Raw genomic sequence first — 18,745 nt, 5'->3', positions numbered from 1 at the left:
TGCCCCCGCTTCTCCGGTTTTTGCTATTTTCAAGCAACGACGTTTTTGTGACTGATTGTGGTGAGGATTCCATTCTTTTTTCCTGATATGCTATAATACGAGTGATCGTCAGAAGGAGTGATAGAATTGTCACAAGCATTAATGAATATGTGGATTTCTTTTTTTGCGTTGGCCTTAATGTTTATTTCAGCAGGGACGGCGATTTTCAGCCGTGAAAAGTTAAAAGGCTGGCTGCAAAAAACGGTGCTTGCTTTTTCGTTTGTTTGCCTGCTTATTTCCGGAATCATCGTCTTCCTGATTGTCATCGGCGGTCCAACAGCTACGATGTAGGGAGAGGAGACAAAATAAAATGAAACAAATCAGTTGTACAAGCCTTATTATGTTGCTCGGCTTGCTGCTTTCCGGCTGCATGTACCCGAGTGAGCAGCGCGCTGAAAATCAGATTCCGTACCCGGATCAGCTTCAGGCTGTTCAGCAGGCGATTGAGCGGTTTCAGACCGATACAGGCGTGCTGCCGATACGAACCTTTGATGAAACGACGTCTCAGTATCAGCGCTATGTCGTTGATTTTAATCAATTGGTCCCGCGCTATATGCAGGAGCCGCCGGGATCGGCATTTGAAAATGGCGGTGTCTTTCAGTATGTGCTGGTCAATGTTGAAGAGGCGCCTGAGGTGAAAGTGATTGATTTAACTACCCAGCGGGCGATCCAGCAGATGCAGCAGCGCATCAATGATTATATGCGTCAGCATACATACGCCCCGGTTGCGGAGATCCTTGATGTCGGCTTGTTTCAGCTTGATCATCAGGCGCTCGGCTACGACGAAGCACCCCATGTGAGAAGTCCGTATCATGAAACGCAGCTTCCGCTTTTGTTTACAAATGACGGGGAGATCATCATTGACTACCGGATTGACTTAAATATGATGCTTCAGGAGCATGGTCATTCCTTTGCCGAAGGGGAAGATATTCGTCCTTTGCTCTATGAACACAGTCCGTTTGTGCCGAACCGCAGCATCCCATATGTGCTTGATGAAAATGGCGAGCCGGCATACGCGATCACACTTGATAAAAATTAAGAGGAAAAATTGGTCTATTGCCCCTTTTTATTTGATATATATATCAAAGGAAGGGGCAATTGTTTTCTGAACGACCCCTTCTCGGTGACCGAAAAGAAATTCATCTTACTTTTCAGCTGTTTCTTGCTGACGATTGTCATAAACGTTGGACAACATCATAAACATGATAGTGTCCAAGGTTTACGGAAACGAAGATGGGTTTCACATCTTTACTTAATCGGGAGGGGATCAAGTGGAAAAGGTAGATATTTTTAAAGATATTGCCGAGCGAACCGGCGGCGATATTTATCTTGGGGTTGTGGGTGCTGTCCGGACGGGAAAATCAACCTTCATAAAGAAATTTATGGAGCTTGTTGTCTTGCCAAATATCGAAAATGAGTCGGATAAGGCGAGGGCACAGGATGAACTGCCGCAAAGTGCAGCCGGAAAAACAATTATGACGACAGAACCGAAATTTGTGCCGAACCAGGCTGTTTCGATTCATGTTGACGAAGGGCTTGATGTCAACATCCGTCTCGTCGATTGTGTCGGCTATGCGGTTCCGGGGGCGAAAGGCTACGAGGATGAGCATGGGCCGCGGATGATCAATACGCCGTGGTATGAAGAGCCGATTCCTTTCCAGGAAGCTGCTGAAATCGGGACGAGAAAAGTAATCCAGGAGCATTCAACGCTTGGAGTCGTCATTACGACAGATGGTTCGATTGGTGAAATCCCGCGCTATGATTATATCGAGTCAGAAGCGAGGGTTGTCGAGGAATTAAAAGAGGTCGGCAAGCCGTTCATCATGATCGTGAACAGCGTTCGTCCTCATCATCCAGATACAGAGAATTTGCGGCGCCAGCTTTCAGAAGAGCATGACATTCCGGTGCTGGCGATGAGCATTGAAAGCATGACCGATCAGGATATTAACAATGTCCTTCGTGAAGTGCTATTTGAATTTCCTGTGCATGAAGTCAATGTCAATCTTCCGAGCTGGGTAATGGTCTTAAAGGAAGAGCATTGGCTGCGCCAAAGCTATGAAGAGTCCGTGCGGGAAACGGTGAAGGATATTAAGCGGCTGCGCGATGTTGATCGGGTTGTCGGTCAGTTCACCGAATATGAATTTATCGATGATGCGCGCCTTGCCGGAATTGAAATGGGCCAGGGCATTGCTGAAATTGATTTATACGCTCCGGACGATCTGTATGATCAGGTGCTGAAGGAAGTCGTCGGCGTTGAAATCCGCGGGAAAGACCATCTGCTGCAGCTGATGCAGGAATTCTCCCATGCTAAATCTGAATATGATCAGGTGGCAGAGGCATTGCGGATGGTGAAGCAGACCGGATACGGCATTGCCGCGCCTGCCCTGTCTGATATGAGCCTCGATGAGCCGGAAATCATCCGCCAGGGGGCGCGCTTTGGAGTCAGGTTGAAGGCGGTTGCTCCTTCAATCCATATGATTAAAGTTGACGTCGAGTCAGAATTTGCGCCAATTATCGGAACGGAAAAGCAGAGCGAAGAGCTTGTCCGCTATTTGATGCAGGATTTTGAAGAAAATCCGCTCTCGATTTGGAATTCTGATATTTTCGGCCGGTCGCTCAATTCGATCGTCAGAGAGGGAATTTCCGCGAAGCTGTCGCTTATGCCAGAAAACGCCCGTTATAAGCTGAAAGAGACGTTGGAAAGAATCATTAATGAAGGTTCAGGCGGACTGATCGCCATTATCCTTTGATAGACAGAAGCCCGGGGAAAAAAGAAGCTGCCGAAAAAGTACGATTTTCACTTTTTCAGCAGCTTTTTCGGTATAAGGATTTATCACGATCCAGAGCTTCGAACCCGCTCCCGGGATCGGGGCATGCTACCGGCTCACCAGCTTCCCGCGGAAAGCGGAGTTATAGTTCAGAAGAGGCGGATTCCGCCTTTTCATTTGTTCGGATAGTTAGATAGAAAATACGTTTGAGCTTCCCTCGTTTTGTCTACGGTCTGAAAGGTTGTTTTCAACCTTTGCCCGGGCTTCGTTAATTTTTCAAGGCTGAACAAAGCAAAAACAGCCAAATCATGATAAACTAAAGAGAAAGTCGAATTTAGTGCCTGTCTTCCATCAGGGATGGGGAAGACAAACAAACAGGAGCGTGAGTCAATGAACAATCAAAATGAATTTTTTGTGATAAAAGCGAAGGAAAACGGGGTAAATGTCATCGGTCTGACGAGAGGCTCGGATACGCGCTTTCACCATTCAGAAAAGCTGGACAAGGGCGAAGTGATGATTGCCCAGTTTACCGAGCATACGTCAGCAGTAAAAGTCCGTGGCAAGGCGATTATTCAGACGAGTCATGGGACGATTGACACAGAGGAATAGCATTTATACACAGGAGAGGGAGTTTTGGTACCTTGTTTTGTGGAACATATGATATAATAGATGCGCGTTAATGATTTACAACAACGATTGTCGGAACTTGGGGGACGTAAAAATGGCAACAATCAGTCAGTTTAATGAGGTCGTAAAAGAGATCAACGAAAGCTTCTACAGCTTAATCAGGCATCCTTATTTACAAAAGTACATACATGAACCGGTTGTAGATGAAGATAAGGTTCGCTTTTTGTACGCTGGCCTTTATCGGCACCTGCCGGCTGAGGAAGCGAAAATGTTTACGATTTCATCTTTGCTTGTTCAGGCTGCGCTTGATGTTCACGAAGCGGTTACCCTCCATAAAGTAACGACAGATGCCGGCAGAAAGAACCGTCAGCTGACGATTCTTGCCGGGGATTATTATAGCAGTTTGTATTATTATCTTCTGGCCGAGAATAAGCATCTTCCGATGGTTCGCGTTTTCAGCCATTCGATTCAGGAAATCAATGAAAGCAAGATGAACCTGTACGGCTCTGATCAACTCAGCTATCACGAAGCGATGGAAAATATGGCGCTGATTGAATCATTATTAATGCAAAACATCGTAAAGCACTTCGGTGAGGATAAATGGGCGGCTGTCATGAAAGATTATTTCTATTTGAAGCGGCTTCTGTTTGAAAAAGTAGAGTGGCTGGAAGGAAAGACGTATCCGGTGATCCAGGCGATTTTTCAAGAGGCTGACGGACCGAAGGAAATGCTTGAGCTGATTGAAAGAAAAGTGGAGGATGTCAAGGATCGTTTATTGAAGAACAGCCGATTGCTACAAACATGCGCCGGCTTTGTAATTGAGCACGTCGACGCGCTGTTTGAGCAGGTGGCGTGGCAAGAAAAGGTAGCAGAAGAAGGGTGAGCCTGATGGGACAGTCAAAGGAAGAACGCGTTCATCAAGTATTTGAATCGATTTACAAAAAGTATGATGTGATGAATTCCGTGATCAGCTTTCAGCGTCATAAAGCGTGGCGCAAGGATACGATGAAACGGATGAATGTAAAAGAAGGGCAGTCCGCGCTTGATGTGTGCTGCGGGACGGCGGACTGGACGATTGCCCTCGCTGAGGCGGTCGGCAAGAGCGGGAAGGTCGAAGGGCTTGATTTTAGCGAAAATATGTTGAAAATCGGCGAAGAGAAGAGACAGGAGCGCAACCTCAGCCAAGTGACGCTCCGACATGGGAACGCGATGGAATTGCCTTATGACGATAATCAATTTGATTATGTCACGATCGGCTTTGGACTCCGGAATGTCCCGGACTATATGCAGGTGTTGCGGGAAATGCAGCGTGTCGTCAAACCAGGAGGTCTTGTCGTTTGCCTGGAAACGTCCCAGCCGACGATTCCTGTGTTTAAGCAGTTGTATTTTTTTTATTTCCGCCGAATCATGCCGCTGTTTGGCAAACTCTTCGCCAAAAGCTATCAGGAATATTCCTGGCTGCAGGAGTCGACGATGTCGTTTCCTGATCGGGACAAGCTTGCGGAGATGTTTAAAGAGGCCGGGTTGACGGGCATTGAGGTGAAGCCTTATTCAGGAGGCGTAGCCGCGATGCATGTAGGGAGAAAACCAGCCTTTTAATTTGGGGAAGAATTGGAGCAGATAGTTGTGATTAGAAAGTTAAGAATCATCCTTGAAATGATTAAATTTGAACATACTGTTTTTGCATTGCCGTTCGCCTATTTTGGCGCTGTTCTCGGTGCTTATATTGTGAATGGAGTGTGGCCGAGCCTGGCCCAATGGATTTGGATTACGGTGGCGATGGTCGGAGCAAGAAGTGCGGCGATGTCGTTAAATCGTGTTATCGACGAACAAATTGATAAGCATAATCCACGGACGGCTGGCAGGGCGATTCCTGCAGGCCTGATTTCAAAGGTGGAGGTGCTCTTTTTTATTGTCATTTCCTTTGTGCTGCTCTTTACGGCAGCTTTTCAGTTGAATCTCCTGGCGGTTTATTTGCTGCCGCTCGCCGTCTTTTTTCTTGTGATTTACTCCTATACGAAGCGCTTCACCTGGGCTTGTCATTTAATCTTAGGAATGACGATCGGAATTGCGCCGTTAGGTGGCTGGGTCGGAGCGACCGGCACACTGACCTGGGATGCCTTTATTCTCTTTATTGCGGTCGCCTTATGGACGGCCGGATTTGATGTGATTTATGCGACGCAGGATGCAGATTATGATCGTGAACACAAGCTGCATTCGATTCCGAGCCGCTTTGGCATTAAGCGGGCATTATTGCTTGCGCGTCTATTCCATGTCACAAGCTTTGCCGCTTTTTTGACCTTGTTTTTTATCACGCCGCTCGGCTGGTTGTACTTGATCGGGGTGATCATCGCCGGAGGCATTATGCTCTATGAGCATGCGATTGTTTCCGTTGACAATCTGACAAAAGTCAATGTCGCGTTTTTCACGATGAATGGAATTTTAAGTATCGTTATGTTTATTTTTACGATTGGAGATGTATGGCTATGAATGGATTAGAGAACGACATTCAGCGCAAAATAGCTGAAGGCGTGTCTCACTTGGAAAAAAGAGAAGGTGAAGGGAAATGAGTCTTGTTATCGGAGAAATTTCCTACACGAACATTTTACCTTTCTTTTATCATCTTGACCGGGAGAAGCTCAAGGAAGCCAATTGTCATTTTACACCGCAGGTACCGGCCCAGCTGAACAAAGCCATGGCTGCCGATCAAGTCGATATCGGCGGGATCTCTTCATTTGCTTATGCGGCCAATGCCGGTGCTTACACGTTACTGCCGAATCTTTCTGTGACGTCTTACGGCAATGTCAATTCAATCTTTTTGTTTTCGAAGCATCCGATTGAGCAGCTGGCCGCAAAAAAGATTGCCCTAACTTCGAGTTCTGCCACGTCTGTTCATTTGCTGAAAATTATTCTTGAGCATTTTTATTCACTGGACGTTCAGTATACGACGATGAAGCCGGATTTTACGGAGATGCTGCGCGAGCATGATGGCTGTCTGTTAATTGGAGATGATGCGATCCGGGCGAAGCGCGAGCTGCCGGACAATCTGTACAGCTATGATCTCGGGGAAATTTGGTACAAGCAGACAGGACTGCCGATGGTATACGCTGTATTTGCAGTCAGAAATGAAGCGATTAGCAAGCAGGCTGAGTTGGTAGGAACAGTCTATCAATCCTTTTTGGCGAGTAAGCAACTTAGTGAAGAACTGAACTATCAGCCGATGATCGCCGATATTGTGAAAACACACGGAGGCAGTGAGGATTTTTGGAATCTTTATTTTCAGCAGCTGTGCAATGACTTTGGCGAAACAGAGCAGCGCGGCTTGCTTTATTTCTACCGCTTAGCCTATCAGCTTGGCTATTTAAAGCATCCGGTTGACAAGCTGGTGATCTGGGATTCCGTTTTGATAAAGAAAATGCTTGCCAATAATGAAATGTAATGTTTCAATCAAAACGAGACGAATTTTTTCTATAGGCAGAAAGCCGCTGTAATGGAGTAAGGTGGATGATATGAAACTAACCGATATCTATATGAAATTTCAATCTGATATTGTCGTGATTGAACGGGAGCTGGAGGCGACCGTTCAGGCACGGCACCATGTATTACGACAAGCCTCGACCCACTTATTAAAAGCAGGCGGAAAACGAATCCGCCCTGTTTTTGTGCTGCTTTCAGCCAAATTCGGCACATACGATATTGATGTATTGAAGCATATTGCCGTTCCGCTTGAACTGATTCATATGGCCTCTCTCGTTCATGATGATGTCATTGACGATGCCGAGCTGCGTCGTGGAAAGAAAACGATCAAGTCCCAATGGGATAACCGTGTGGCGATGTATACAGGCGATTACATCTTCGCCAAAGCCGTTGAGACCTCAACCTTTTTTGATCACCCGGAAATCCATCAAATTTTATCGTATGCGATCGTTGAAATGTGCATTGGCGAGGTTGAGCAAATCCGTGATCAATATAATTGGCAGCAGAACTTCCGTATTTATTTACGGAGAATTAAGCGAAAAACCGCTTTGCTGATTGCCGTAAGCTGTAAATTAGGAGCGCTGGCGGCTGGAGCTGATCGCGATGTTCAGCGTCAGTTGTTCAAGTTCGGCTACAATGTCGGAATGTCGTTCCAGATCACCGATGATATTCTCGATTTTGTCGGCACGGAAGAACAATTGGGAAAGCCGGCTGGCGGTGATTTACGCCAAGGAAATGTGACGCTTCCGGCTTTGTATGCGATGCAGCATAACGAAGAGGTAAGAGCGATGATTGAGCAGGCGCTCTCGACGGACTACCCGGATCAGGCTGACATGGAGCCGATTCTCGAGGCAATTAAGAAGTCGGGTGGAATTGAGTATTCGCTTGAAATCAGCGACCGTTATTTGGAACGGGCGTACCATGCCCTTGAATCTCTTCCAGAGACGGAAGCAAAAACCTATCTCAGTGAAATCGCGGCTTACATCGGCAAACGGAAGTTTTAACAGCAGTGGGAGCAGAGGGAAATCAATGGCTTTCTTTCGTGATAAATCGGAGATAAAGCTCTATGCTTCGCGCGGGAGAGAACCCCATTGTCGTCGATGTAAAACTTTGCTATACTGAGAGAGGTTTTGAACACATAGAAGAATGGAAAAGGGAGCGAATGACGAATGGAACGTACATATTTAATGATTAAGCCTGATGGCGTACAGCGTAATTTAATTGGTGAAGTTGTTTCTCGATTTGAAAAGAAAGGCTTTACACTTGTCGGTGCCAAGCTGATGACGGTTTCAAAGGAAACAGCGGAAACTCACTATGCCGAGCACAAGGAGCGCCCGTTCTTCGGTGAGCTTGTTGATTTTATTACGTCCGGCCCGGTATTCGCCATGGTTTGGGAAGGCGAAAATGTCATTTCTACAGCGCGGACAATGATGGGCGCAACGAACCCTGCTGATGCGGCGCCGGGAACGATCCGCGGCGACTATGGTGTCCAAGTGGCGATGAACGTCATTCACGGTTCTGATTCACCTGAAAGCGCGGCGCGTGAAATCAGCATTTTCTTCACAGAAGAAGAGCTGAACAGCTATGATAAAACGATTAGCAAATGGGTGTAAGCGGATAAGCACCGTCTGCTAGAGATATCGTCTTGCAGAGAGGCTTCACACCTTGCTTCGGGGATGTTTCAACCGGTCGGATGCGATCTGTTGAAGCATCCCCTTTTTAAAATAAGTGGGGGGCTCCAGTTTTGTCCAGCGGATAAATGAGTAATGAGGGGAATGCAAATGAACGACGACTATCAGCAATTCGTGCTTCTGATTAAAGAAAAGACCGGGATTGATTTGTCGCTTTATAAAGAGGCGCAAATGAAGCGGAGGCTTACGTCATTGCGCGATAAAAAAGGCTTTCGCACCTTCCGTTCCTTTTATGAGGCCATTTGTCAGGACGAGAAGCTGTTTAATGAATTTTTAGAACGAATGACGATTAATGTGTCAGAATTTTACCGCAATGCAAAGCGGTGGGAGGTGCTCGAGCAGAAAATCCTGCCGCGGCTATTGCGGGAGAATCCACGGCTTAAATTGTGGAGCGCGGCGTGTTCCACTGGGGAGGAACCTTATACACTGGCGATGATCATGAGCAAGTTTAAGCCATTAAAAGACGTCTCGATTTTGGCGACGGATATTGATCAGGCAATTCTTGAGCGGGCGAAAGTAGGCCTGTATCCGGAACGATCATTAAAGGAAGCACCGACTGAGGCGATTCGCAGCTTCTTTCATAAAGAACCGATCGGCTACCGGGTGAAGCAGGAAATTAAAGATACGGTTTCGTTTAAGCAGCAAAATTTACTGGCCGACCGGTTCGATGATCAATATGACTTAATCATTTGCCGCAATGTGATGATTTACTTTACCGAGGAAGCGAAGCATGAGCTTTATCATAAATTCAGCCGTGCGCTGCGGCCCGGTGGCGTGCTGTTTGTCGGCAGTACCGAGCAGATTTTCAATCCGGCGGTTTATCAGTTTTGCTCGGAGGATACTTTTTTTTATCAAAAATGCAAGAAGGGCACATCATAAGCAGGAAAGAGGGAGTAGACGATACAATAGGTAATTAATATCGAAATGTTCGTATTTTTTTCGAGACAGCAATCTGAAAGCATGTTATAATTTAACGCATAAAAGCGATAAAGAAAGCTGTGAAAAAGAGGGGATACATAAACAGCGGCTTCAAAAAGAGACGCGGAGCCACCCCTAAGGCGATGAAAGATAACAGCTGAACGTGTAGGCATAGGAGGAATTTAGATGAGATACTTAACCGCTGGTGAATCACATGGTCCCCAGCTGACGACGATTATTGAAGGGGTTCCGGCCCAATTGGAGCTGGTGGCAGAAGATATTAATGTTGATCTTGCCCGTCGCCAAGGCGGCTATGGCCGTGGCAGAAGAATGCAAATTGAAAAGGACCGGGTACAGCTTTTGAGCGGTGTCAGACATGGGCGTACGACCGGAGCACCGATCGCCCTTGTCGTCGAGAATAAAGATTGGACGCACTGGACGAAAATTATGGGCGCCGAGCCGTTAAGCGGTGAAGAAGAGAAGGAAGTCAAACGCAAGATCACCCGGCCGCGTCCCGGGCATGCCGATTTGAACGGAGCGATTAAATACGGTCATCGCGATATGAGAAATGTGCTGGAGCGCTCTTCCGCCAGAGAAACAACCGTTCGGGTCGCAGCAGGGGCTGTCGCCAAGAAGATTCTCGCTGCCTTTGACATCGAGGTTGGAGGCCATGTGCTCGAAATTGGCGGAGTTAAGGCGGAACAGGTTGAGTATTCGTCTGTCGCCGACCTGCGCGAGCGCTCGGAGGCTTCTCAAGTCCGCTGTCTTGATGAGCAGGCGAGTCAGAAAATGATGGAAGCGATTGATCAAGCGAAAAGCGATGGGGATTCCATTGGCGGAATCGTCGAGGTCGTTATCGAGAATGTACCGGTCGGCCTTGGCAGCCATGTTCATTATGATCGCAAGCTAGATGCGAAAATCGCCGCTGCGGTCATGAGCATCAACGCGTTTAAGGGAGTTGAAATCGGCATCGGCTTTGAAGCGGCTCATTTGCCGGGCAGTCAGGTTCATGATGAGATTATTTGGGATGAGGAGCACGGCTATCGCCGCAAAACAAACCGGCTCGGTGGGTTTGAAGGCGGAATGACGACGGGAATGCCGATAGTCGTCCGTGGTGTGATGAAGCCGATTCCGACTTTATATAAGCCGTTGCAAAGTGTCGATATCGATACGAAGGAGCCTTTTGCGGCGAGCATTGAACGTTCCGACAGCTGTGCCGTTCCGGCGGCTTCCGTCGTCGCTGAAGCGGTCGTCGCATGGGAGGTCGCCAATGCGCTGCTTGAAACCTTCGGCCATGACCAAATTCCGGTTATTCAGGAGAATGTCAAGCGTCACCAGGAACAAGCGAGGGAATTTTAATGCGGAAGGTCGCAATTAAAACGCCGTCAAAGTCGTATGAGGTTTTTATTGAAGCGGGACTGCGCCGGGAAATCGGTCGGCGGATGGACGATGTGCTGGCGCAGCCGGCTTCGTCCGTGCTGATTATTAGCGACTCTGTCGTCGCCCCGCTTTATTTGGATGAAGTGAAAAACAGCTTTTCCGATCTGGCTGTTCATACAGCCGTCATTGAAGCTGGCGAAGCGTCGAAGTCGTTTACTGTGTTTGAACAGCTGCTGACAAAGGCGCTTGAGGCCGGCCTTGACCGAAAGTCGGTCATCGTCGCCCTTGGAGGAGGCGTTGTCGGCGATATCGCCGGGTTTGTCGCCGCGACCTTCATGCGGGGCATTCGCTTCATTCAAGTGCCGACGACCTTACTGGCGCATGATAGCAGCGTCGGTGGCAAGGTAGCGATCAACCATCCGCTCGGGAAAAACATGGTCGGCAGCTTTCATCAGCCTGAGGCTGTCTTTTATGACACGGAGGTTCTCTATTCCTTGTCAGAGCGGGAATGGCGTTCAGGCTTCGCGGAAGTGATGAAGCACGGCCTGATTCGCAAGCCGTCTTTTCTGACATGGCTGCAAACGACGATTTCGTCGCTTGAAAGCATTCCGGTTGAGGTGCTTGATGAGCTGCTTGAGCAATCGATTGCCGTGAAGGCCGAGATTGTTGCCGAAGATGAAAAGGAAGCCGGCGTGCGGGCCTATTTGAATTTAGGTCATACGTTAGGGCACGCGCTTGAAACGAAGCTCGGCTACGGCAAGCTGACTCACGGCGAGGCCGTCGTGATCGGTATCGTCTTTGCGATGCGGCTGAGCGGGAAGCTTTGCGGGCTGTCTGCGAATGTGGATGACTATGAAAAGTGGTTTCAAAGACTTGGCTACGACACAAAGATTCCGGCTCATTTGCAGGCCGATGAATTAATTGAGACGATGATGAAGGATAAGAAAACCGAGGGCGGAACGATTCGGATGGTGCTGCTGCGCAGCATTGGCGAAGCAACGACAATGACAGTTTCGTCTGACGAAATTAAACAATTACTAGTGGAGCAGGTGGAGGTGGACTGACGCATGGTGCGCGGTATCAGAGGAGCAACGACGATTGATGTTAATACTGAACAAGCAATCAGTGAAGCGACAAGCGAGCTTGTGACGAAGATGATTGAAGCAAATCAGATTGTGCCTGAAAGTGTCGCTCACGTTCTCATTACGGTAACCGAGGATGTGACAGCCGCCTTTCCGGCCAAGATCGTCCGGCAGTTTCCGGGATGGTCCTATGTCCCTGTCGTTTGCGCACAGGAAATTCCGGTACCTGGGAGTCTGCCGAAATGCATCCGGATTTTAATGACGGTCAATACGGATGTCAAGCAGGATCAGATTGTTCATGTGTATCAGCGTGAAGCGACCAAGCTTCGTCCGGATTTATCGACGAGCGAATCTTGATAGTTTTAAGGAGTAAGGAAAAAAATCTAACATGTTCAGGTGGATTTGAGGAAGGGCACTGGCCTCCCACGCGTTACGTTCTCCATGAAAGAACCTCACTTTCATGGAGAACAAAGACCGTTGTAACGGCTCCGCATAGAGCTTCAAAGAAAAGACGCCTGTGGCGTTTTTTTTATTGACGAATGATTCAGAAAAGTGATAAACTGTATGCAGCAGAGTTGAGTGAAAGTATGAGTTTACTTGTTAGATCACAAGAGTATGAGTTGAGAATGAGAATGAGCTGAGGAGAGCAGAGTTTAGTTGAGGAATAAAGGAACATTCAATCCTCCTACCTCTTATGGTCCGGGAGGATTTTTTATATGAGATGCATTGGCCGTTGCCGCGCTCAGGCGGTGTCCGTGCCACCCGTTTCGTTTGCCTCCCCTCTTTTTCATTCCTTCTATTTTAAGGAGGATTGCGATGATTACCCCATCATTACACGATTTTCAGACATCTTGCCAGAATTACAAAACGATTCCCGTTGTGCAGCGTTTTTTCGCCGACGGTCTTACCCCTGTACAAATTGTTCACCAGCTTGAATCCCAGGTCAGCTTTTTACTTGAAAGCAAAGATGAGCAGTCGCCTTGGTCACGTTATTCCTTTATCGGCTTGAATCCGATGCTTGAATTGGTAGAGGAGCAAGGCGCGTATCGGACATATACGGATCAGCGCGAGCTTGTCGTCGAAAAAGAGTCGTTTCAGGCGGCGTTTCAAGCGACGATGTTGTATTTGAACGTCGAACCGGTTGACGTGCCGATCCCGTTTCGCGGCGGGGCGGTCGGCTATATGAGCTATGATGCGATTGAAACGATCGAACCGACCCTTCAAACGGAGACGGCGGAGCGTGTTCCGCATTATCAGTTTTTATTTTGTCAGACGCTGATCGCTTACGACCATACGAAAAAGGAATTGACGATTTTGGTTCATTCCCGTCCGGAGGCAGGCGAGGAAGAACGGGCTTACGGTGAAGCTCTTGCGGAAATCGAACGTGTCTCCTCCCTGCTTGAACAGCCGGTAAGCGGCTTAATGCTGAAGCAGCTGCCGCAAACCGATGAAGACGTATCATTTGAGCATGTCATCTCGAATTATAAAAAGGAAGCGTTCCTTAAAGATGTGGAGAAAATCCAGGAATACATCCGCGCGGGTGATGTGTTTCAAACGGTGCTGTCACAGCGATTTGAAATGAATGTTTCAGCGACGGCGCTTGAAGTATACCGGGTATTGCGGATGATCAACCCGTCCCCTTATTTGTTTTATCTGAAATTTGATCAGCTGGAAGTTGTCGGCAGCTCGCCGGAAAGGCTCGTTCAGGTTCAGGATGGTCATGTGGAAATCCACCCGATTGCCGGCACGAGAAAGCGGGGCAGGGACGAGGCCGAGGATGCCCGCCTGGAAGCGGATCTGCTCGCTGATGAAAAGGAGCGGGCCGAGCATTATATGCTTGTTGATTTAGCGCGAAATGACGTCGGCCGCATTGCCGAATACGGCTCTGTCGAAACCCCGACTTTACTTGAGATCGGTCGCTTTTCCCATGTGATGCACATCATTTCCAAGGTGACAGGACGGCTGCGCCGTGATACGGAGCCTTTGGAGGCTTTAATGGCTTCCTTCCCGGCCGGAACGGTGTCCGGTGCGCCGAAGATTCGGGCAATGGAGATTCTGCAGGAGCTTGAACCGACGAAGAGAGGCTTATACGCCGGAGCGATCGGCTATTTAGGTTTTGATGGAAATATTGATTCCTGTATCGCCATTAGAACGATGATCATTCAGCACGGGAAAGCCTATATTCAGGCCGGTGCCGGAATCGTCGCAGATTCTGTTCCGGAAAAGGAATTTGAAGAAACGGAGAATAAAGCGAAGGCGTTGATCCGTGCTGTACAGGTCGCGGAAAAAATGTTTGGCTCAGAAGCAAAGCAAAGTGAAAAAGGGGAGGTCGTCAAGCATGCTTAAATTATTGCTGCGGAAATGTATGAACGGAGAGACGTTGACAGAGAAGGAAGCGCAGGCGGCGATGGATGAAATTATGCGCGGCGAAGCGACGCCGAGCCAGATTGCGAGCCTCGTGACGGTTATGCGGTTTCGCGGGGAAACGGTCGACGAAATGACCGGCTTTGCTCGTTCGATGCGGGCGCATTCGGTAACGATTCCCGAGACAAAGCTCGATGTTGTCGACACATGCGGAACAGGCGGCGATGATCTTGGCACGTTCAATATTTCAACAACGACGGCGATCGTCCTGTCGGCGCTCGGTGTACCGGTTGCCAAGCATGGCAATCGCGCGGTTTCCTCAAAAAGCGGCAGTGCTGATGTGCTGGAGGAGCTTCAAATGTCGATCCAGTATTCCCCAGAAGAAGCGCAGCAGGCGCTGCAGCAGACAAACCTGTGCTTTTTATTTGCGCCGCTTTACCATCAGTCGATGAAGCATGCGGTTGCTCCGCGGAAGGAAATCGGCTTCCGGACGATTTTTAATTTGCTTGGTCCATTGACGAATCCGGCCAATGCGAAACATCAGCTGATCGGCGTCTATGACGAGGCATTTGCTCGGAAAATGGCTGAAACACTGAGCCGGCTTGGGACGACGCGCTCGCTGCTCGTTACCGGAGGAGAGGGACTTGATGAGCTTTCCATTACGACAGAATCGCATATTATTGAAGTGAACGGCACAGAACAGAAGCAGTATTCGCTCACACCGGAAGAGGTCGGCTTGACGCGCGGGACGCTGGATGAGATTCAGGTTGAGACGCCGAAGGAAAGTGCGGCATTAATTCGAAAGGTGCTAGCCGGAAAAGCGAATGCGTCGGCAGAGGGTATCGTCGCGCTTAATGCCGCGGCGGCACTTTATGCGTCAGAACGGGTTGCTTCGATAAAAGAAGGCGTATCGCTTGTGCAGAAGGCGATTTCCTCCGGCCATGTCTATCGCCATTTTGAAAAGCTGACAACTGAGCAGAAGGAGACTGAACAACATGCTTGAGAAAATTTTGCAATCAAAGCAGAAGGAAGTAAGCGAGCTCGTTCTTCCCCCTCAGGAAGACGTGACGCACTATTCCTTGTTTGAAGCGTTGCGCGCGCCGACGCGACAAACCGCTCTCATTGCCGAAGTGAAAAAAGCCTCGCCGTCAAAGGGGCTGATCCGCGCTGATTTCAATCCGGTGGAGATTGCCAAAGGCTATCAGGCGGGCGGAGCCGATGCGATTTCGGTTTTAACCGACCGGGATTATTTTCAGGGAGACCCGACTTATTTGTCAGCGGTCAAGCGCGCGGTTCAGCTGCCGGTTATGCGCAAGGATTTCATTATCGATGAGGCACAGGTCGAGGAAACGGTCCGGATCGGCGCTGATGCGATGCTGTTAATTGTCGGCGCAGTACCGATTAATAAGCTGAAACAGTTGTATGATCTTGCCTATGCGAAAGGGCTTGAATGCTTAGTCGAAGTCCATGCGAAAGAAGAGCTGGAAGAGCTTTTGTCCGCTTTTACACCGAAGATCATCGGCGTCAACAATCGCAACCTGAAAACATTCGAGACGTCGCTTTCCCAAACAGAGGAGATGGCTGTGCTCATCCCGGAGTCGAGCCTGTTTGTCAGTGAGAGTGGCATCTTTACAAAAGCCGATATTGATCGCGTCCAAAAAGCCGGAGCGGCCGGGGTGCTCGTCGGGGAATCCTTAATGCGGGCCGACTCACCGGAGCAGGGAATTAGTGAATTATTTGGAGGCGAAGCACGTGTCTCCCCTTCTTAAGCTATGCGGAAATCATTCTTATGAGGATACAGAAATTGCGCTACTGAGCCGAGCCGATTATGTCGGCTTTGTCTTCGCCGAAAGCAAACGCCAGGTCACGCGCGAACAGGTAAAAGAGTGGCTTTCCCGTCATCACGGCAAAAGTCGGGCGAAAATCGTTGCTTTGTTTGTCAATGCGTCAGCGGAGCAAATTGCGGCAACGGTGGACGGGCTGCCGATAGACATTATTCAATGCCACGGAGCGGAAACACCGGAGCAGGTGAAAGAGATTAAAAAACAAACAGGGCTGCCAGTTTGGAAAGTGATCCATCACAACGAGAATGCGTTGCAGGAGATGGAAGCTTATGAAGGCATTGTCTCTGGTTATGTTGTTGATTGCAAAGTCGGGAAGCAATGGGGCGGGACAGGAGTTTCCTTCGATTGGAACTATGTCCCTCGTTATATAACAGAAGGACGCCGGCAAAAGGTGCCTGTCTTGATTGCCGGCGGCATTCGTCCAGAGAACGTAGGTGAGCTGATGCGCTATCAGCCTGACGGAATTGACGTCTCAAGCGGAATCGAGCAGGGCGGCCGCAAATCAAGGGCACTAGTGGAGCAGCTAGAGGAAAGGATGAACAATCATGGCAGTGATCTATCCAGATAAACGAGGACGCTTCGGCGATTTTGGCGGGAAATACGTGCCGGAGACGTTAATGAGCGTAATTGAAGAGCTAGAGCAGGCATTGGATGAAGCGATGGCTGATGAAACTTTTGTTGAGGAGTATCATTATCAGCTGCGTGAGTATGCGGGCAGACCGACTGCGTTATCGTATGCCAGACAGCTGAGTGAGAATTTGGGAGGCGCTAAAATTTATTTGAAGCGGGAAGATCTGCTTCATACGGGAGCGCACAAGCTTAATAATGCAATGGGTCAGGCGTTGCTGGCGAAACGAATGGGCAAAACAAAAATTGTCGCCGAAACGGGGGCCGGCCAGCACGGAGTGGCGTCCGCGACGATCGCCGCCCGCTTTGGCCTGGAGTGTAAAGTATTTATGGGGGAAGAGGATATGGAGCGGCAGGCGCTCAACGTCTTCCGGATGGAGCTGCTCGGAGCTGAAGTCATTCCGGCGACATCCGGCAGCAAAACGCTGAAGGATGCGACGAACGAAGCAATCCGCTACTGGGTGGCGAATGCCGAGGATACGTTTTATTTAATCGGCTCTGTTGTCGGTCCGCATCCGTATCCTAAGATGGTTCGTGATTTTCAGCGCATTATCGGCGACGAGGCGCGCAAACAAATGCTCGAGCGGGAAGGAAAGCTTCCGACCGAAGTGATCGCTTGCGTCGGCGGGGGAAGCAATGCAATCGGGACATTTTATCCGTTTCTCGACGATGATGTCCGCTTGATTGGTGTCGAAGCGGCCGGGCTTGGCGTGGAAACCGACAAGCATGCGGCGACGATTACAAAGGGAACGAAGGGCGTCATTCACGGTTCTTTGACGTATTTATTGCAGGATGAAGCAGGACAGATTACGGAGCCGTATTCGATTTCCGCGGGCCTCGATTATCCTGGCATTGGGCCTGAGCACGCGTATCTTGCGGCAAATGGACGCGTGAGATACGATGCGGTCACTGATCAGCAGGCATTGGATGCGCTGAAGCTGCTTTCTGAAACGGAAGGGATCATTCCGGCGGTGGAAAGTGCCCATGCGTTGGCAAAGGCGTGTGAACGCGCGCAGCAGCTGACGAATGAAGATACGATTCTCGTCTGCTTATCGGGACGGGGCGATAAAGATGTGCACACATTAATGAAACATTTTCGAGGTGAATCCGATGGCGAGTAAGCGTATGGAAGCTGCGATGAATTCGCACAAGCCTTTATTTATTCCTTTTATTACAGCCGGTGATCCTTCGGCTGACGCAACGGTCGAGCTGGCGCTGATGCTGGAGGAAGCCGGGGCGAGTCTGCTTGAACTCGGCATTCCGTATTCAGATCCACTCGCGGACGGTCCGACGATCCAGGCTGCTTCGAAGCGGGCTCTTGCCGAGGGGATGAGCTTGGAGCAGGCGTTGAAGCTCGTGCCGCTCATGCGGGAAAAAGGGCTGACGATTCCTGTCGTGATCTTTACTTATTTTAATCCGCTTTTGCAATATGGTGAGCGCCGTTTTACTGAGGAAGCGGCAGAGCTCGGCATCGACGGCGTTCTCGTTCCCGACCTGCCTTATGAGGAGAGCGAAGAACTGAGCGGTCTATGTCACGAAAAAGAGCTGGTGCTCATTTCTCTCGTTGCGCCGACCTCGCGTGAACGAATGGTGAAAATTGCTGAACGGGCCGAAGGGTTCTTGTACTGTGTTTCCTCGCTCGGCGTGACTGGTGCGCGGTCTAAGCTTGACCCGCGTGTCTATGACTTTTTGACAACCGTTCGCGAAGCAAGCCGGATTCCGACAGCGGTTGGCTTCGGCATTTCAACGGCAGAACAGGTGAAAGTGATGAATGAGCATGCTGACGGTGTCGTCGTTGGAAGCGCGCTCGTTGCCGAAATCGGAGCGCGCGCGGAAGCGTTAAAACAGCCGGCGACAAGAGCAGAGGCGCTCGCGGAAATAAAAACGTTTGTTTCTTCGCTTATTTCGTCGTAACATAGAGATATACG

Annotated in this window: 20 protein-coding genes; all 20 read left to right on the top strand. The window is 49.3% G+C overall.

From position 1 onward, the window contains the following. The first annotated feature begins 126 nt into the window (after positions 1-126). The 20 genes from M3202_RS05875 (at position 127) to trpA (ending at position 18,731) form a co-directional block, all read left to right on the top strand. The gene (locus M3202_RS05875; RefSeq protein ID WP_251222411.1) at positions 127-330 is read left to right on the top strand and encodes a DUF2768 domain-containing protein; all 204 of its coding nucleotides are present in this window, start codon (positions 127-129) and stop codon (positions 328-330) included. 19 nt (positions 331-349) lie between these two features. Then, a complete protein-coding gene (locus tag M3202_RS05870) occupies positions 350-1,078 on the top strand; it encodes a YphF family lipoprotein (protein WP_251222410.1) in 729 nt (242 codons plus the stop codon). Between the two features lie 232 nt (positions 1,079-1,310). After that, positions 1,311-2,789 (top strand): stage IV sporulation protein A, encoded by a 1,479-nt coding sequence (spoIVA, locus tag M3202_RS05865; RefSeq protein WP_251193928.1) that lies wholly within the window; start codon positions 1,311-1,313, stop codon positions 2,787-2,789. Positions 2,790-3,197: 408 nt separating this feature from the next. Next, the gene (gene mtrB, locus M3202_RS05860; protein ID WP_251222409.1) at positions 3,198-3,416 is read left to right on the top strand and encodes a trp RNA-binding attenuation protein MtrB; all 219 of its coding nucleotides are present in this window, start codon (positions 3,198-3,200) and stop codon (positions 3,414-3,416) included. A 112-nt stretch (positions 3,417-3,528) separates the two neighbouring features. Continuing rightward, positions 3,529-4,317 carry a heptaprenyl diphosphate synthase component 1 gene (locus M3202_RS05855; protein ID WP_251222408.1) on the top strand — a complete coding sequence of 263 codons (789 nt, stop codon included), beginning with the start codon at positions 3,529-3,531 and terminating at the stop codon, positions 4,315-4,317. Positions 4,318-4,322: 5 nt separating this feature from the next. Next, complete coding sequence (gene menG, locus M3202_RS05850) at positions 4,323-5,033, top strand: demethylmenaquinone methyltransferase (protein WP_251222407.1); 711 nt, start codon at positions 4,323-4,325, stop codon at positions 5,031-5,033. A gap of 27 nt (positions 5,034-5,060) precedes the next feature. Next, complete coding sequence (locus tag M3202_RS05845) at positions 5,061-5,924, top strand: UbiA-like polyprenyltransferase (RefSeq protein ID WP_251222406.1); 864 nt, start codon at positions 5,061-5,063, stop codon at positions 5,922-5,924. Positions 5,925-6,000: 76 nt separating this feature from the next. Then, on the top strand, positions 6,001-6,873 hold the full coding sequence (locus M3202_RS05840; protein WP_251222405.1) for a menaquinone biosynthesis protein: 873 nt from the start codon (positions 6,001-6,003) through the stop codon (positions 6,871-6,873). Positions 6,874-6,943: 70 nt separating this feature from the next. Then, the gene (hepT, locus tag M3202_RS05835) at positions 6,944-7,915 is read left to right on the top strand and encodes a heptaprenyl diphosphate synthase component II (RefSeq protein ID WP_251222404.1); all 972 of its coding nucleotides are present in this window, start codon (positions 6,944-6,946) and stop codon (positions 7,913-7,915) included. A gap of 165 nt (positions 7,916-8,080) precedes the next feature. Next, complete coding sequence (gene ndk / locus M3202_RS05830; RefSeq protein ID WP_251222403.1) at positions 8,081-8,524, top strand: nucleoside-diphosphate kinase; 444 nt, start codon at positions 8,081-8,083, stop codon at positions 8,522-8,524. Positions 8,525-8,692: 168 nt separating this feature from the next. Then, positions 8,693-9,481, top strand: coding sequence for a CheR family methyltransferase (locus M3202_RS05825; RefSeq protein ID WP_285890222.1), 789 nt, complete (start codon positions 8,693-8,695; stop codon positions 9,479-9,481). A 225-nt stretch (positions 9,482-9,706) separates the two neighbouring features. Next, positions 9,707-10,879, top strand: a complete 1,173-nt coding sequence (gene aroC / locus M3202_RS05820) for a chorismate synthase (RefSeq protein ID WP_251222401.1) — start codon at positions 9,707-9,709, stop codon at positions 10,877-10,879. Beyond that, positions 10,879-11,964, top strand: coding sequence for a 3-dehydroquinate synthase (aroB, locus tag M3202_RS05815; RefSeq protein ID WP_251222400.1), 1,086 nt, complete (start codon positions 10,879-10,881; stop codon positions 11,962-11,964). Before aroC ends, aroB begins: the two co-directional genes overlap by 1 nt. Positions 11,965-11,967: 3 nt before the next feature. Beyond that, positions 11,968-12,339 carry a chorismate mutase gene (gene aroH / locus M3202_RS05810; protein WP_251222399.1) on the top strand — a complete coding sequence of 124 codons (372 nt, stop codon included), beginning with the start codon at positions 11,968-11,970 and terminating at the stop codon, positions 12,337-12,339. Between the two features lie 459 nt (positions 12,340-12,798). Continuing rightward, a complete protein-coding gene (gene trpE, locus M3202_RS05805) occupies positions 12,799-14,328 on the top strand; it encodes an anthranilate synthase component I (protein WP_251222398.1) in 1,530 nt (509 codons plus the stop codon). Next, complete coding sequence (gene trpD / locus M3202_RS05800) at positions 14,321-15,349, top strand: anthranilate phosphoribosyltransferase (protein WP_251222397.1); 1,029 nt, start codon at positions 14,321-14,323, stop codon at positions 15,347-15,349. Before trpE ends, trpD begins: the two co-directional genes overlap by 8 nt. Beyond that, on the top strand, positions 15,342-16,115 hold the full coding sequence (trpC, locus tag M3202_RS05795) for an indole-3-glycerol phosphate synthase TrpC (protein ID WP_251222396.1): 774 nt from the start codon (positions 15,342-15,344) through the stop codon (positions 16,113-16,115). The genes trpD and trpC overlap by 8 nt, the downstream gene beginning before the upstream one ends. Next, positions 16,099-16,758, top strand: a complete 660-nt coding sequence (locus M3202_RS05790) for a phosphoribosylanthranilate isomerase (RefSeq protein ID WP_251222395.1) — start codon at positions 16,099-16,101, stop codon at positions 16,756-16,758. The genes trpC and M3202_RS05790 overlap by 17 nt, the downstream gene beginning before the upstream one ends. Continuing rightward, entirely contained in the window at positions 16,736-17,938 is a 1,203-nt protein-coding gene (gene trpB / locus M3202_RS05785) for a tryptophan synthase subunit beta (RefSeq protein ID WP_251222394.1), read from the top strand. Before M3202_RS05790 ends, trpB begins: the two co-directional genes overlap by 23 nt. Then, entirely contained in the window at positions 17,928-18,731 is an 804-nt protein-coding gene (gene trpA, locus M3202_RS05780) for a tryptophan synthase subunit alpha (RefSeq protein ID WP_251222393.1), read from the top strand. Before trpB ends, trpA begins: the two co-directional genes overlap by 11 nt. Positions 18,732-18,745 lie beyond the last annotated feature (14 nt).

Source organism: Halalkalibacter oceani (assembly GCF_023715605.1).
In the GTDB taxonomy this organism is placed as follows: Bacteria; Bacillota; Bacilli; order Bacillales; family Bacillaceae_D; genus Halalkalibacter; species Halalkalibacter oceani.
Note: the sequence above shows the minus strand (reverse complement) of the source record. Positions and strands in the feature narration are given on the sequence as shown.

Bases quoted from the DNA above. Each gene is read 5' to 3' on its own strand.
- hepT (WP_251222404.1), top strand. From the start codon at position 6,944: ATGAAACTAACCGATATCTATATGAAATTTCAATCTGATATTGTCGTG.
- trpB (WP_251222394.1), top strand. From the start codon at position 16,736: ATGGCAGTGATCTATCCAGATAAACGAGGACGCTTCGGCGATTTTGGC.
- M3202_RS05870 (WP_251222410.1), top strand. From the start codon at position 350: ATGAAACAAATCAGTTGTACAAGCCTTATTATGTTGCTCGGCTTGCTG.
- mtrB (WP_251222409.1), top strand. From the start codon at position 3,198: ATGAACAATCAAAATGAATTTTTTGTGATAAAAGCGAAGGAAAACGGG.
- trpC (WP_251222396.1), top strand. From the start codon at position 15,342: ATGCTTGAGAAAATTTTGCAATCAAAGCAGAAGGAAGTAAGCGAGCTC.
- M3202_RS05840 (WP_251222405.1), top strand. From the start codon at position 6,001: ATGAGTCTTGTTATCGGAGAAATTTCCTACACGAACATTTTACCTTTC.
- trpD (WP_251222397.1), top strand. From the start codon at position 14,321: ATGCTTAAATTATTGCTGCGGAAATGTATGAACGGAGAGACGTTGACA.
- ndk (WP_251222403.1), top strand. From the start codon at position 8,081: ATGGAACGTACATATTTAATGATTAAGCCTGATGGCGTACAGCGTAAT.
- M3202_RS05855 (WP_251222408.1), top strand. From the start codon at position 3,529: ATGGCAACAATCAGTCAGTTTAATGAGGTCGTAAAAGAGATCAACGAA.
- aroB (WP_251222400.1), top strand. From the start codon at position 10,879: ATGCGGAAGGTCGCAATTAAAACGCCGTCAAAGTCGTATGAGGTTTTT.
- trpE (WP_251222398.1), top strand. From the start codon at position 12,799: ATGATTACCCCATCATTACACGATTTTCAGACATCTTGCCAGAATTAC.
- trpA (WP_251222393.1), top strand. From the start codon at position 17,928: ATGGCGAGTAAGCGTATGGAAGCTGCGATGAATTCGCACAAGCCTTTA.
- menG (WP_251222407.1), top strand. From the start codon at position 4,323: ATGGGACAGTCAAAGGAAGAACGCGTTCATCAAGTATTTGAATCGATT.
- aroC (WP_251222401.1), top strand. From the start codon at position 9,707: ATGAGATACTTAACCGCTGGTGAATCACATGGTCCCCAGCTGACGACG.
- aroH (WP_251222399.1), top strand. From the start codon at position 11,968: ATGGTGCGCGGTATCAGAGGAGCAACGACGATTGATGTTAATACTGAA.
- M3202_RS05825 (WP_285890222.1), top strand. From the start codon at position 8,693: ATGAACGACGACTATCAGCAATTCGTGCTTCTGATTAAAGAAAAGACC.